General features: G+C 47.2%; 13 protein-coding genes. 7 read left to right on the top strand and 6 right to left on the bottom strand.

From position 1 onward, the window contains the following. Positions 1–39: 39 nt before the first annotated feature. The 5 genes from KIT90_RS11590 (at position 40) to KIT90_RS11570 (ending at position 4,471) form a co-directional block, all read left to right on the top strand. Entirely contained in the window at positions 40–960 is a 921-nt protein-coding gene (locus tag KIT90_RS11590) for a siderophore ABC transporter substrate-binding protein (RefSeq protein WP_285376762.1), read from the top strand. A 91-nt stretch (positions 961–1,051) separates the two neighbouring features. Next, entirely contained in the window at positions 1,052–2,008 is a 957-nt protein-coding gene (locus KIT90_RS11585; protein ID WP_032802805.1) for an ABC transporter permease, read from the top strand. Continuing rightward, positions 2,001–2,951: an iron chelate uptake ABC transporter family permease subunit gene (locus KIT90_RS11580; protein WP_009695905.1), complete on the top strand. Its 951-nt coding sequence runs from the start codon at positions 2,001–2,003 to the stop codon at positions 2,949–2,951. The genes KIT90_RS11585 and KIT90_RS11580 overlap by 8 nt, the downstream gene beginning before the upstream one ends. An 11-nt stretch (positions 2,952–2,962) precedes the next feature. Further along, entirely contained in the window at positions 2,963–3,724 is a 762-nt protein-coding gene (locus KIT90_RS11575; protein WP_005434322.1) for an ABC transporter ATP-binding protein, read from the top strand. Between the two features lie 144 nt (positions 3,725–3,868). Then, on the top strand, positions 3,869–4,471 hold the full coding sequence (locus KIT90_RS11570; protein WP_285376761.1) for a TetR/AcrR family transcriptional regulator: 603 nt from the start codon (positions 3,869–3,871) through the stop codon (positions 4,469–4,471). A 103-nt stretch (positions 4,472–4,574) separates the two neighbouring features. Here the strand turns inward: KIT90_RS11570 and KIT90_RS11565 are convergent, their stop codons facing one another. From KIT90_RS11565 to KIT90_RS11555, 3 genes are all read right to left on the bottom strand, one after another. After that, positions 4,575–6,107: an MFS transporter gene (locus KIT90_RS11565; protein WP_285376759.1), complete on the bottom strand. Its 1,533-nt coding sequence runs from the start codon at positions 6,105–6,107 to the stop codon at positions 4,575–4,577. Between the two features lie 5 nt (positions 6,108–6,112). Further along, complete coding sequence (locus tag KIT90_RS11560) at positions 6,113–7,126, bottom strand: HlyD family secretion protein (RefSeq protein ID WP_038894615.1); 1,014 nt, start codon at positions 7,124–7,126, stop codon at positions 6,113–6,115. A gap of 247 nt (positions 7,127–7,373) precedes the next feature. Continuing rightward, entirely contained in the window at positions 7,374–9,107 is a 1,734-nt protein-coding gene (locus KIT90_RS11555; protein WP_285376758.1) for a hypothetical protein, read from the bottom strand. Positions 9,108–9,552: 445 nt separating this feature from the next. Here KIT90_RS11555 and KIT90_RS11550 point away from each other — a divergent pair, with 445 nt between their 5' ends. Then, on the top strand, positions 9,553–10,506 hold the full coding sequence (locus KIT90_RS11550) for a M23 family metallopeptidase (protein WP_039840605.1): 954 nt from the start codon (positions 9,553–9,555) through the stop codon (positions 10,504–10,506). After that, positions 10,410–10,841, top strand: a complete 432-nt coding sequence (locus KIT90_RS11545) for a polymer-forming cytoskeletal protein (protein ID WP_285376757.1) — start codon at positions 10,410–10,412, stop codon at positions 10,839–10,841. Before KIT90_RS11550 ends, KIT90_RS11545 begins: the two co-directional genes overlap by 97 nt. 67 nt (positions 10,842–10,908) lie before the next feature. Here KIT90_RS11545 and KIT90_RS11540 read toward each other — a convergent pair whose 3' ends face one another. From KIT90_RS11540 to KIT90_RS11530, 3 genes are all read right to left on the bottom strand, one after another. Beyond that, positions 10,909–12,033: a carbohydrate porin gene (locus KIT90_RS11540; protein ID WP_285376756.1), complete on the bottom strand. Its 1,125-nt coding sequence runs from the start codon at positions 12,031–12,033 to the stop codon at positions 10,909–10,911. 171 nt (positions 12,034–12,204) lie between these two features. Beyond that, positions 12,205–12,843 (bottom strand): bifunctional 4-hydroxy-2-oxoglutarate aldolase/2-dehydro-3-deoxy-phosphogluconate aldolase, encoded by a 639-nt coding sequence (locus tag KIT90_RS11535; RefSeq protein ID WP_039840606.1) that lies wholly within the window; start codon positions 12,841–12,843, stop codon positions 12,205–12,207. 16 nt (positions 12,844–12,859) lie between these two features. Further along, on the bottom strand, positions 12,860–13,825 hold the full coding sequence (locus tag KIT90_RS11530) for a sugar kinase (protein ID WP_285376755.1): 966 nt from the start codon (positions 13,823–13,825) through the stop codon (positions 12,860–12,862). Positions 13,826–13,840: the final 15 nt, after the last annotated feature.

Below are 13,840 nucleotides of genomic sequence, written 5' to 3'. Positions count from 1 at the left end.
CACTCTTGCGAGATTGCATCGCACCTTTTGGAAATCATTATGTTTGGTAAAACTTCTCTTCGCGTAGCAACGGGAGCTTTGCTGCTTGCATTGGCTCCTATGGGGGCAATGGCTAAAACCTACCAACACAGCTTGGGCACTCTAGACATTGATGGCGTACCACAACGCGTCGTTGTATTGGGCTACGGCAGTTTAGACTACATTGATGCTTTGGGCGTAACACCAGTCGGCATGCCAAAGACGCTGCTGCCAAAGTCTCTAGAAAAATTCCAAATCGACTCGTTCGCAAATACGGGCAGTGTGAAAGAAGTGAACTTCGAGACGCTGTTCATGCTTAAGCCAGACTTAATCATCGCAGAAGGTCGCATGGCGGATATTTACAAAGATCTGAGCGACATCGCGCCAACTTACATGTTCCGTATCGACACCACCGACTACTGGAAAACAACCCAAGAACACTGGCGCACGCTGGGTGACATCTTCGACAAAGAAGAGCAAGCAGAGCAGTTGATTGAAGGCGTTCAAGAACAAATTAATCACCTTCATGCAAAAGTAGAGGCTAAGCCACCACGCACACTGACCGTCTCAAACAGCGGTAACAGCTTGGCGATGTTTGGCACCAACAGCCGCTTCTCATTTGTGTATGAAGAAGCAGGTTTTGCAACGTCGACTTCTGAGAACGTGAAATCTGTACCACGTACCCACGGTAACCTGATTTCATTCGAATACATTGCTGATGCGCAACCTGAGGTACTGCTTATCCTTGACCGCGAGCAAGCAATTGGTCAGAGCAGCGGTAAAGCAAAACAGCTATTCGACAACGATCTTGTCAAGTCCACGCCAGCGGCGAAAAACAACCGCGTGCTGTTTATGGACCCAGCAGCTTGGTACTTAACCGCAGGTGGCTACCAATCGACGCAAACCATGATTAAAGAGCTGAACCAAGTCATTGCAAACTAACAGATTCGGTTCAATCTCACTCTAAAAGATGACCTTTCCCGCTTCACGGTGCGAAAGGTCATTGTTGTTTTTATCACCCTATAAATACACCATGAAATTACATCATATCTTGGCTTTTTTATTGCTCGTCGTACTCGCCTGCGCCTCTTTGCTGGTTGGGGTGGCGAACGTTTCTCTCTCGCAGATTTTGGCCGGTGACAGCCACAGTTTGAACATCTTGTTGGTTAGTCGATTACCCCGCTTATTGGCCATCGTCTTAGCTGGCGCAGGCTTAAGTATTGCTGGTTTGATCATGCAGCAGATCGTGCAAAACCGCTTTGCTGCCCCATCCACTACGGGTACCGTTGATTGGGCAATGTTCGGCTACATCGTCGCGCTGATTCTGTTTGCAGACATGAGCAGTTGGGTGCACCTGATCACCATCTTCGCGTTCTCTGTGATTGGTACGGTGATCTTCGTACGCTTCTTACAACGTTTGAAGTTTAAGAACACCGTACTCGTCCCGCTGATTGGCATCATGTACGGCAACGTGGTTTCGTCCATGACCACTTTTATTGCCTACAAATACGATCTAGTACAGACCCTTGGTTCTTGGACGGTGGCTAACTTCGCCTCGGTATTGCGCGGTAACTACGAGTTCTTGTATCTCGCTCTGCCAGTCTCGATTCTGGCTTACGCTTACGCCAACCGCTTTAGCGCGGCAAGCGTAGGTGAGAGCTTCGCGAAAAACATTGGTTTGAACTACCAACGCATTGTTTTGGTCGGTGTTATTCTTGTGGCTGTACTGTCGTCATCGGTGGTGATGATCGTTGGTATGATTCCGTTTCTTGGGCTTATAGTGCCAAACCTCGTGTCGCTGTTCATTGGTGACAACATGCGTCGCAACTTACCTTGGACCGCATACGCAGGCGTGATTTTGGTGCTTACTTGCGACATCCTCGGTCGTCTCATCATCTTCCCTTACGAGATTCCAATTTCGATGATCATCAGCATCTTGGGTGGCTCAATCTTCATTTACCTAGTTCTGAGAGACAAATCGAATGCGTGATTCTATGAAAGTAACGCTGCTGGCAATCGCGGCGGTTTTGATTTGTGCGGTGTTCATCGGCAAGGGCTTAACGCCAGATAACTACCAGTTCTTCTTGTCACGTCGCATCCCGAAAGTACTGGCGATTGTCTTGGCAGCAATGGCGATTGCGTCATCATCACTGATTTTCCAGACCATCACCAACAACCGAATCCTCACCCCTTCGATTCTGGGTTTTGATTCCATGTACGTGATGATTCAAGTGCTGCTCGTAGTAATGTTTGGTGGCTTGAGTGCTTTGGTTATCAACAGCAAGCTCAACTTCGTGTTGTCGACTGGCATCATGATTGTTTGTGCAATGACCTTGTTCAGCTTCTACTTCCGTGGTCGTCAGCGCAATATCTTCACCTTGTTGTTGATTGGTATCGTACTGAGCAGCTTGTTCAATAGCGTCACCGGCTTCTTCACCATGATCACCGACCCAGATGAGTTCACCTTCATCCAAAGTTCTATGTTCGCGAGCTTTAACAACATCAACAGTGAGTTAGTGTACTGGTGTGTGGTTCCGATGCTGCTGTGTGGCGCGTACCTAATGCGTATTGCCCACAAATTAGACGTAATGTGGCTTGGCGTCGACAACGCGAAAAGCCTTGGTGTGGATACCCACAAACTGACCATGCAAGTCATGTTCATCATCACTTTGATGGTGTCTATCTCGACCGCTTTGATTGGTCCAATTCTGTTCTTTGGTTTGATTGTTGTGGCTCTGACTCGCCAAATCTTCACTGGCTACCAGCATCGCTTATTGATTGTGGCGAGCTCAGTACTGTCGGTTGTGCTGCTGTCAGGCGGTCAATGGGTGGTTGAAAACCTGTTCGATTTTGACACCACCATCAGCGTTATCATCAACTTTATCGGCGGCGGCTACTTCTTGCTTCTGCTTATGAAAAACAAATTCGATTAAGGGTTTATCACATGATCCGTATTCAAGGTCTTAGCAAAAAATACAACGAAAAATACGTGGTAAAAAACGCCGATGCCCTTTTTCCACTTGGCAAAGTAACCAGCATTATTGGTCCGAACGGCGCGGGTAAAAGCACCTTGCTATCTATGGCGAGCCGACTAACAGAAAGCGATGCTGGTAGCGTCGTGATTGGTGATAAGCCGCTTGACCAATGGAATACCGAAGACTTGGCAAAGCGCCTATCAGTACTGCGCCAATCAAACAACATCAACATGCGCTTTACGGTGCGTGATTTGGTGGCGTTTGGTCGCTTCCCCTACTCGCAAGGTCGTCTGACAGAAGAAGATCACCGCATCATTGATGAATCGATGCAGCACCTGGAAATCGACCATTTGAAAGATCGCTTTATCGACCAATTGTCGGGCGGTCAGCGTCAAATGGCGTTTATTGCTATGGTGGTAGCGCAAGATACCGATTACATCTTCTTGGATGAGCCGCTGAATAACCTCGACATCAAACACTCCGTCGACATCATGAGTACGCTACGTAAGCTTGCGGAAATGAAGAACAAAGCTGTAGTAATCGTAATTCACGACATCAACTTTGCGTCTTGCTACTCTGACCACATCGTGGCGATGAAACTTGGTGAAGTCATCAAAGCGGGCTTGGTTGAAGAAGTGATTGATGCCGACGTGCTGAGCGATATTTACGAGATTCCATTTATCGTGCAAGAGATCAACGGCAACCGTATTTCGTTGTACTACCGACGTTAACGTAACCCAATCTGATTCCAAAGGCGGCCTCGTGCCGCCTTTTTTAATTTTGGTCAATGAAGAAGTGTAAAACACGGAAAAGCGGTGTGTCTCGGCGGCAATAATGATACTGTACTGAACAGTTTTATTTAAGTTGATTTAGTTATGCGCGCATCTACTGAAAAGAAAAGAACTCGAATCATCGAAGTGGCAACCGAGCTGTTTATTGAACAGGGTTACAAGGACACGTCACTCGATCAAATCGTTGCAGTTTGTGGTGGTTCAAAACAGACCCTTTATCGTTACTTTTCCAACAAAGAAGGGTTGTTTGTTGAAGTGCTCGCGCACAACACCAAAGTCAGCCTAGAGTCCGTTTTCCAACTTGCCGATAAACAGAACGAACCTCTAAGAGAAACCTTAGAAGACTTCGCGAAGAAGTATCTACGAGGCATTTGCTCTAACCCAATCCTATCGCTTTATCGCATCATCTCTGCCGATTTTAATAAACATGACTCGGTTCCAAATCAGTTTTGGCAAACCGGGCCGCAGCGTATTCACCAATACTTAATTGAGTTTCTAAAAACCGACACCATCAGCCAGCAACTTAACATCGATGATGCCGATTTAGCCTGTGGTCAACTACTCGCGCTGATCAAAATGGATTACCAGAATATGGCACTGATGGGCTTTGATTTCTTAAGCGATGAAGAATTGGATTCGCATACACAAAAAGCGGTGACGGCGTTCCTTAAACTTTATCAGCGCTAAGAACCTCAAAACTAAAAAACAAAGGGAGCACATTGGCTCCGTTTGTTCTTTACGGCTTAGTTGCCGAGTTGCTTGGCTGGCTATTTGTTCTGTTTACATAACCTCAGTGCGCTTCTTGTTTTGCGGCTAGCTTCTTACCAATCAACAAGATTGGCGCAAGAGCAAAAATAGAGACAATAAACATCACCAACGAATTACTCAGTGCTAATGTCGTAGCTTGCTCTTTCACAACCGCACTAATTTGGCTCATCCCAAGTGCCGGATTAGGTAAGCGACCATGAGTCAGAATCGCACTGCTCAATGCCTGTTCATACGCCGCAAACACATGGTTTGAACCGTCCAGAGTACGACCGATTTCGCCCGAGGCTTGCGCACTGTGGCTTTGAATCACACGAGAGAAAAACGCCCCGCCAATCACTCCGCCCATGGTTCGGAACAGATAGAAGTTAGCAATGCCTTCTAAGCGCTGCCCAACTTGGAAGTACATCAACACCGCAATCGTCACCGACACATTCAACAAGCCAACACCAAAACCGCGCAGCAACATTGGGATGGGTAGTGACTCTGTACCAACAAAGCTTGGCAGTTGGCTGAACTCATGCACCGACAGCAGAATCATCAGCACACCAAAAGGCACCACTGCATCCGCTAAAGGGCGGCGGAAGTAATACACCAATACACTTACCAGCATGCCGACCAACATGGCGTAAAACGACGGTAATTGTGCATAACCCGCATTGAGGCTGTTGTAGTGCATCGCCATTTTTAGGAAGTTGGCAAACAGCACTGTACTTGCCATCACGGCAAAGCCCGCAAGAAAGGCGTTATACATAAACACGTTAGTCTTTAACTTGCCGTGCAATTGCATCGACGCAGTATCCAATTGGCGCGTTTTCACCAACTGATATACCGCCAACAAAACCAGTGCTGCAGCCACAGAAGAAGCCTGCACAAACCAGTCTGAATCCAACCAGTTGTAGTAGCTGCCACGCATTAGTAGGAACACCACCAAACTCATCGTTAACGCGAGTACGAGGTACACCGAACCTGAAGATTTTGGCTTGGTTTCAATCTCAATCGCCTGAGGTTTGTATACGCCGATCATCACTAGAGCAGAAAAGTACAACCAAGCCGAGACAACGTTCAAAAACGACCAATCAAACACTTCGACAATCTCAGCCACCAACCACGGATAAGCGCCCATTGGTAGTAGTGTTGAGAAGATCAGTGTCAGCGCAATAATCGCAGGCAACCAACGCTGCTCAAAGGTATTGAGTAGATAAAGGTTCACCACCACCAATAACATGCTCATGAAAAAGCCGCTTACTAGCCAAGTTAGCGTAAACAGCAAAGCATGCTGACCAGTCCAATAGAGCGCAAGGTTTGTTCCCAAGCCCACCAGCAATGCATAGTGTAATGGCAGTGACGTTCCAAGCTTACGCACCAAGATAGGGGTGAACATAAACCCCAACACTTGAGTGATCATAAAGCCGATTTTCACTAGCTCGACTTCATCTGCGGATAAACCGGATGTTGCGGCCATCTCGTGGGACAACTCAGTAAACATCACCGAATTGATCCCAAAAGCCGCAATAGCGAACAGCGCAAAAATCAGCAATGGTGAACGTGTTTTCATGACTATTAACCTTGCGTTGCGGTCTCAATCGACACTTCAGCCGACAAGCCAGGGTAGATGCGCTGTTTAAGCTCTTGTGGGATATCCAACTCAATACGCACTGGCACACGCTGTACTACTTTCACAAAATTACCGGTCGCATTTTGCGGTGGCAACAAACTAAACTGCGCACCTGTTGCAGGCGTAATAGAAGATACACGACCATGCAACGGATGATCAGGGAACATGTCTAACACCACTTCTACGTCTTGGCCTTGTGCGACATTCTCTAGTTGAGTCTCTTTGAAGTTTGCCTCAATCCAAACGTAATCCGGCACCATCACAATCAAACCCATGCCCGGTTGAACAAACTTACCTACTTGCACTTGTCTGTCTGCCACATAACCATCAAATGGCGCTCGAACGATGGTTCGCTCAAGGGCGATATTCACCAATCTCAGGTTTGCTTCTGCTTGCTTGCGTTGCGCGGTTAGCTGCATTTTTTCTGTTACTAGCGCATCAAGCTGCTTCTGTTCAGCGGCTAGTGCTAGCTTGGCAGTTTCAAGATTGCTGCTCGCTTCAATAGAACGTGTTCTTTGCGCTTCAAATTGGTTCTTACTCACCGACTGCTTTTGTACCAAGCGTGAAAGACGTTTGAACTCCGCCGCTTGATGTTCCGCGTTGGCACTTGCACTGTGAATGCCCTGCTTCGCCTGCTCAATCTTTACCAGCTGCATTTCGGTTTTGGTTTGGTTTGCGGTCAACGCAGCCTTTGCGACATCTAACGCTGACTTCGCGATTTCTTGATTGGCAATGAAATCTTCATCATCAATCGAAAACAGTGGCGCACCTTTGCTGACCCACTGGTTATCTTCGACAAAAAGTTGGCTTACCTGCCCACCGACTTCCGGAGAAATCGCCGTCACATCCGAGTGAACATAAGCGTTATCAGTGGTCACTGTATTTGGTTGGTATAACGCACAACCTGCAGCGACTAACGAACCAATAACAAGCGACAACGCAATGACTTTCTTCTTCATTTTTGAAACCCAACTTAATGATTTTTACAAACTGTACTGTACCGTACAGTTTTAGTAAAGATACATTTGATCATTGATGAGAAGAAAAGATCCATCCCACTGATTTTTAATGATCTTATTTGGTGGCCACTTTTGATTGAAAGAGAAGGAATTGAAGGGCTGCCGCGAGAAAAACAAAAAAAGGCGACACCGAGGTCGCCTTTTGATTATGAAAAAATGCTTCGAGATTGAAGCAAATGAATCACGCTTATTGCTGCGCTACCTTCACTTGTGGTTTGGTTGAGCTTGTGTAATCGAAGTCAAACACAATGCCATCTTTGGTTACGTCCAAAGCCATACCACCGATAAGCTCACCTTGTAGGCTCATCTTCACGTCTTCCGGCACTGGCTCGCCAGACACTTCCGATGCTGTTTCAATCACTTCTAATACGCGGTCTGAGTCCATAGTGAAGCTCAATAGACCATTGGCCGTTAGCGGCTGAGCCATGACTTTCTCACTTGCTGCCGCTGCTGCCTCACCACTGTAAAGTGTTAGGTGGCTGCCGTTTAGACGAGCAAATACATCCATTGGTTTACCTGCGTATGGTTCAAGCAGACCACCTATGTTCACTGGTTGGTTATCAGGTTGGATTTGAATCTGTGCCAACTCTGGCATGAACATTTGTGCCGTTTGCAGCAGCATGTTTGGATCGTCCGCTGAGATAGAGAAGATCGCATCCAGCTGACCTAGCTCAGGGCCGTATTGGCCATTCATGTTCACATCAAGACCGAACATTTCCATGCTCAAACCTTTCAGGCCATTTGCCATACCCGCGCCCATACTGATCGCCGGAGCTGGGTTTTGGCCACGCATGTCATTTTGCGCTTGCGCTAGGATTGAACACTGGTACTCAGGGGTCGTTAAATCTGTCCAGATCTTACCAATTGCCGGAGCCAACGTTGCAACGTCTAGGCCTAATGCCACGCTAAACATGCTCTGCTCACCATTTGATTCCGCCAAGACACCGCGAACTGATTGCAATGCTTCAAGAATCACTTGGTTTTTCGATTCAACAACAAAGCCACCGTTGATGCGAGCTTTATCGTCACCCGCGCTGTACTCTGCAAACGCGACCATTTGCGGCCAGTTTTCAGCGATTTGAGTGAACTCAGTGTGACACGCAGGAGAACGCAGTTGCTCTAGCGTTGGGTCAGAGTCGGCCATCTTCAGTTGGCGCGCCATTCTGTTGCCATCAAGTGTCGTTAGACCTTTAATGATTTCGCGGATGTCGAAAATACCGAATGAGTTGTTGCTCGCACCGTATTTAGTTTGCACCGCTTCAAGACGGCCAGAATCGACAATGCTGTTCTTCGGAGATTCAAGACCAAAAGCCAGTTTAAGTGGATTCTCAACACCAAGTTCAGGAATGTCGAAAGTTACGGTCAGCACGTTGTTAACCACTGCCACTGCCAGACCAATACCCAATTGTGGGTCTTGCGAATCTGTTAGCTCGTAGCGGCGGAACTCCACCGTATCTAGCTTAACAAGTTCGTGTTGAATGCCAGCAAGTTGCTCTTGCTCATCCAAGGTTTTCCATAGTGCCGCAGGGTTCTCTAGCTGTACCTTGTAAACAGGAACAAGGCCTAGGGTGTACATAATTGGGCTCACCATATCGCCCGTACCTAAGAAGGCTTTCAAGCTCTCAGGAGAAGACGCCGCTGCCATGTACGCATCCAAGAAGTTAACCGCAAACTCCAAACCAGGAGTCAGATCTTCTTCTGCGAACAGTTCTCCCATTGGTGGCTGCTGCGACGTGCCGAATGCATTCATGTATTCGTAGTGATTAAAAGGTTCCGTTTGGTAGGTAATCAACAAGGTATCCGCTGGAACTTGGGAAAGTAGCGAGGTTGAAGATTCACCTTGGGCAAGGTTATTTTGGTACACATACGCGGCACCGCCTGCTGCTGCGACCACTGCAGTAGCTAATAATAGTTTTTTCACGACCAACTCCGTTGTCTTAGTTTTATTTCCTCAAACCAACAGATTGGTTTGAGTGAGCATTAAGCCCCGAATAAATGCTTGGGAAGGATGACAATTTTCGGCATTTATTCATCTGCAATGCCATGATAAACGGCCTAACAGAGTTATCAATTTGCTGAATGCCAATTTCTTAAGATATCCAACATTTATAAGATGAACCGTGAAGTGGGTTAAATTGCGCGACCGCACTATTAGCAAGTCACTCAATAAAATTTCATAAATGCTATACCCTATCGGCCAAAATCCACGCAATATTAAATCCAATTACCGATTTTTCTCTATTGTCTGAAAACAGCTCACGACCTGACATTTTCGTCGATTCCTCCTCTAGAAGACGGTCGTACTTTTACTTAAAGTCAGAGCTATCAATAACGAATGTTGAACGTCTATCGCGCCATTAATCACCATGAAAGATCAGCTGACTATCTCTATTTCCAACATCAATGGCTCTAAGCATTGGTACTTCAGCAAAGCCATGCAGCGCAACTTTAAAACGGGCTTGGTGGCATTTATTTTGGGATTAACCGCAACCGCTATCTTGATCAATCATCTTTATTCTCAGGTCGATGACGCCGTACTTGAGCAAGCAAAGTTAACCGAGCAATCGCGCAGTATGGGTCAGGAGTTAAGTGAGCTAAAGGCTCTGAAATCAGAGCTTGAGAATGACCTCTCGGAGCGAGAAGAACGCGTTCAATTGGTCTCGGAGCGTTTGGGGGAATTGGAGAAAGTGCTTGGTGTCGCCAACGAATCCAACACTGAGAGTTTGGATGCGCGCTTTGATACTGCCGCTATCACGTCTAATGTTCGAATGGTGATGCTCAACCAGATCCCTAACGGCTCTCCAGTCGGTAAAGCACGTCTTTCATCAGGGTTTGGCAAGCGCGTTCATCCGGTTACCAAAAAAACAAAAATGCACCGAGGATTGGATTTTGCGGTAAACACTGGCACCAAAGTTTATGCCTCAGCTGATGGCGTAATAGAAACCACACGCCGAAGTAGCAAAGGGTATGGAAACTTACTGCGTATACAGCATTCCTTTGGCTTTTCGAGCGCTTATGCCCACTTGAAAGAGTTCAAAGTCAAAACCGGTGAGTTCGTCAAAAAAGGCCAGCTCATCGCTATTTCTGGTAACACCGGGCTCTCTTCTGGTCCTCACCTTCATTATGAAGTGAGATTTATTGGAAGAGCCGTAAACCCAAGGCCATTCGTGGATTGGAACCTCAATAATTTTGAAGACATCTTTACCAAGGAGCGAAGAATACGATGGGAATCTTTAATCAAAACCGTGGAACAGCGAGTGGCTCATCAGCTTCAACTCTCATCGCCAAAGGCTGTTCTGTTAGCGGAGAACTCAAAGTAGAAAGTGATATTCAGGTTGATGGCATTATCGAAGGCCAATTGCACGTCGAAGGCACATTGGTCGTCGCAGAGAGTGGCCGTGTTAAAGGCGATATCTACGCAAAACAACTTATCATCAATGGCCTGCTTGATGGTAACTGTCATGCAGAGCACATCCAAGTGCTAGCAAAAGGCCGTGTCAGTGGCAAAATCTGGAGTAACAACCTGAGTATCGAAGCGGGTGGTAAGTTCTTCGGAGAGGCCGCGGAACTGCCAGAAAAAGAAGTGGTGACGCTAAAAGATAAGTCCACTGAAACCAATAAAACGGATAAGTCACAAGCTCGCAAAAGCGCGTAATTAAGAATATCAAAAAGGGCACTGACTGTGCCCTTTTGAGTTGTTGCGATTCGTACGTTAAACCAAATTAGAATTCGTAGAATAAGCGAACACGTGCGCCGAAATCGTCTTCCTCTTTAAACGCTTCGCTTGATGAGTTTGCGCTAAGATCGTTGGTCACAGTTGTGAAGTAAGAACCCAACAGCACTGAGAAGTTCTCTACCTCTAGTACGTCCGTGAACTCGTAAGAAGCATAAAGCGTCGATACCTTCACATCGCCTTCTGCCCAGTCCTTGATCTCTTTGTTTTCGTATTCGTTCAACGCGTAAACGTAACCAATACCTAGCCCTTTCCACAGTGCGTTAACCCCTGTCGAGAAGTTGTTTTCGTCAACCGCATCTAGGTAAGCCACGTTTGCATTCACCGACCAATCACCGCTGGTCCAGTTACCTGTTAAGCCGTAACCAGTACGGTCGGAAATATCAACACCTTGGTCGGTCACCACCGCATCAGAAACGAGGTTGGTTTCCATCGAGGCTGCTAGGCTGAAATCACCCATTTGGTAAGCAACAACAGGGCGTACTAAGAAGGAGTCTTTGCTGCTTGTAATGGCTTGACCGTGGTATTTGCCGCCATCGGTACCTTCATGGAAAAGATCCGAACGGTCACCAATCATAGTGCTCAGTTCCAGATAAAGATTGCCGAAGCTTTGGCTGTACATCAGTTGACCATCAGATCCACGGCCGCGCGCTTCTTTCATTTGATAGGTGTAAGCCGAGCCATCAGTGTAAAGCTCGTTAGAGGTATCACCTGAGTACTCTAGGAACACATCCAAACCAACGGGGAACATATCATAAGCTTCAAAACGACCCGCTTTGATTGCCCAACTGTCTTTCTTACCGAACTCGAAGTATGCGTCATCAAGATTTACGTCGCCCGTGCTTTCAAACAAAGGCTGCGCTTTCACGCCAACGTAGTGACCGTTGCTTGTGAATTTCTCACCGGCAAACTCGATCAGTACACGGCCATCTTGGTTGAATTCTTGATCGCCAGAATCATTCGACTCGCGATCTTGATAGTTGAAGTTCAATTCAACGTCGCCGCCAATAGAAAAGTTACCTTCTTCGTTGTCGATAATGCTGATGCCCGCATTTGCAGATAGTGCCGTGCATACGCCGATAGCGCTCAGAGATAATTTCAGTGCTTTGTTCATGTTAAACCCTATATGTATTAGATTTTATTGTGTAAAAGTGCTGATTTCAGAGACAGTAAGTCCCGCCCCTTCTTTTGAAAAAAGAAAGGCTTACTAAGATTTATTGTTGTTATTTGAGTATCCCCTAACCGCCGTAAATCTCGCGGTTAGGGAAATTTGGAATATCGAGAATTAAGCAGATTGCTTCGCGACTAGCTCCACCGCTTCACGCGTTAGCTGAGCCAATTCTTCCCACTTGCCCGCTTCGATAAGTGTTTTGTCGACCATCCAAGTACCACCACATGCCAGCACTCGCGGTACGGCTAGGTAGTCTTTAATGTTCGAAGGATTGATACCGCCAGTTGGCATGATTTCCACATCACCATAAGGAGCCAACAGTGCTTTCACCATGTTGACGCCACCAGATGCTTCTGCCGGGAAGAACTTCAATGTGGTCAGTCCCATTTCTAACGCCGCTTCAACTGCACTTGGGTTGTTCACACCAGGTACGATATCAATACCAATCTCTTGGCAGGCTTTAACGGTGTTAGGATTAAATCCCGGAGAAACCACAAAGGTTGCCCCAGCTTCTTTGGCTGCAATAGCTTGTTCACGATTGAGCACTGTGCCTGCACCAATCAGCATGTCTGGCTGCGCTTCACGCAGTAGACGAATGGCCTCGACAGCGGCATCGGAGCGAAACGTGATTTCTGCTGCTGGCAGACCGTTTTCTGCCAACACTTTGCCCAGTGGGATGATGTCTTCTGCGCGATCAATGGCGATCACTGGGATCACTTTTAACGCTTTCAATTGAGCTTTTAAATTCGACATGTTGTTTCCTGTAAATCTATTTCTTGAACTGGGCAATAGCCGCATCGGTTGCCGCTTGTGGGATGATGGCGCCTTTGTGTTGAATAACGGTACCGGCGAGTGTATTACCATTCATACACGCTTGTTTGATGTTGCCGCCCGATAAGTAAGTCGCGAGGAAGCCACCGTTAAATGAATCGCCTGCTGAAGTGGTATCAATGACATTGTCTATGGGCGTTGTTGCCACCGAGTAAGGCTCAAATGTATTCGAATCCGCGACTAAACAGCCTTCTGCACCGAGCTTGACCACCACATTTTTCACTCCTTGCTTCTGCAAGCGCGTGATTGTGTCGTGCGCCGTTGCATCGCCCCAAATAAGCTGCTCATCATCGAAAGTGACCAACGCCAAATCTGTGGTTTGGTAAACCGCTTGATAGCATGTTTGAACCGTCTGCAATTTATCTTGCGGCCAAAGTGCTGGGCGGAAGTTACTATCAAAAGCAATCTCAACACCCTTAGCTCGCAAGCGACTCAAAAGCTCAAGCAGTTGGATACGATCTTGCTCAGGCAAAATCGCCAAGCTAATACCACTGACAAACACCATATCAACTTGCTTGAGCGATTCCGCCACACGTTCGAACTCAGCGTGTTGGATCAAGTAGCGCGCTGCCGATTGATTGCGCCAGTAAAGGAAAGTGCGCTCGCCTTGGTCATCTAACTGAATAAGGTATAGGCCCGGCGTGCGAGCTTCGTCTCTCAAAACCAACTCCGTAACCACACCTTCTTGTTGCCAACGCACCACCATGCCGTCACTCAGTGGGTCGGTCCCCATGGCAGTGACGTATTGCACCTGCACTTGCGTTGATGCGGCTAAGGCTTGGCTGCAACGACTGAGATAAACCGCCGCGTTAAGGGTGTCGCCACCAAACGTCTGCTGCATGTCGCCAAACGGCTTGCCGTTCAACTCGATCATGCATTCGCCAAGTATTGCGATTGTCTTCATAACAGTTCTTTTAAG

Source organism: Vibrio sp. B172a (assembly GCF_030248355.1).
Classification (GTDB): Bacteria; Pseudomonadota; Gammaproteobacteria; order Enterobacterales; family Vibrionaceae; genus Vibrio; species Vibrio owensii.
The sequence above is the reverse complement of the archived record's forward strand: the minus strand, read 5'-3'. Positions and strand labels throughout refer to the sequence as shown.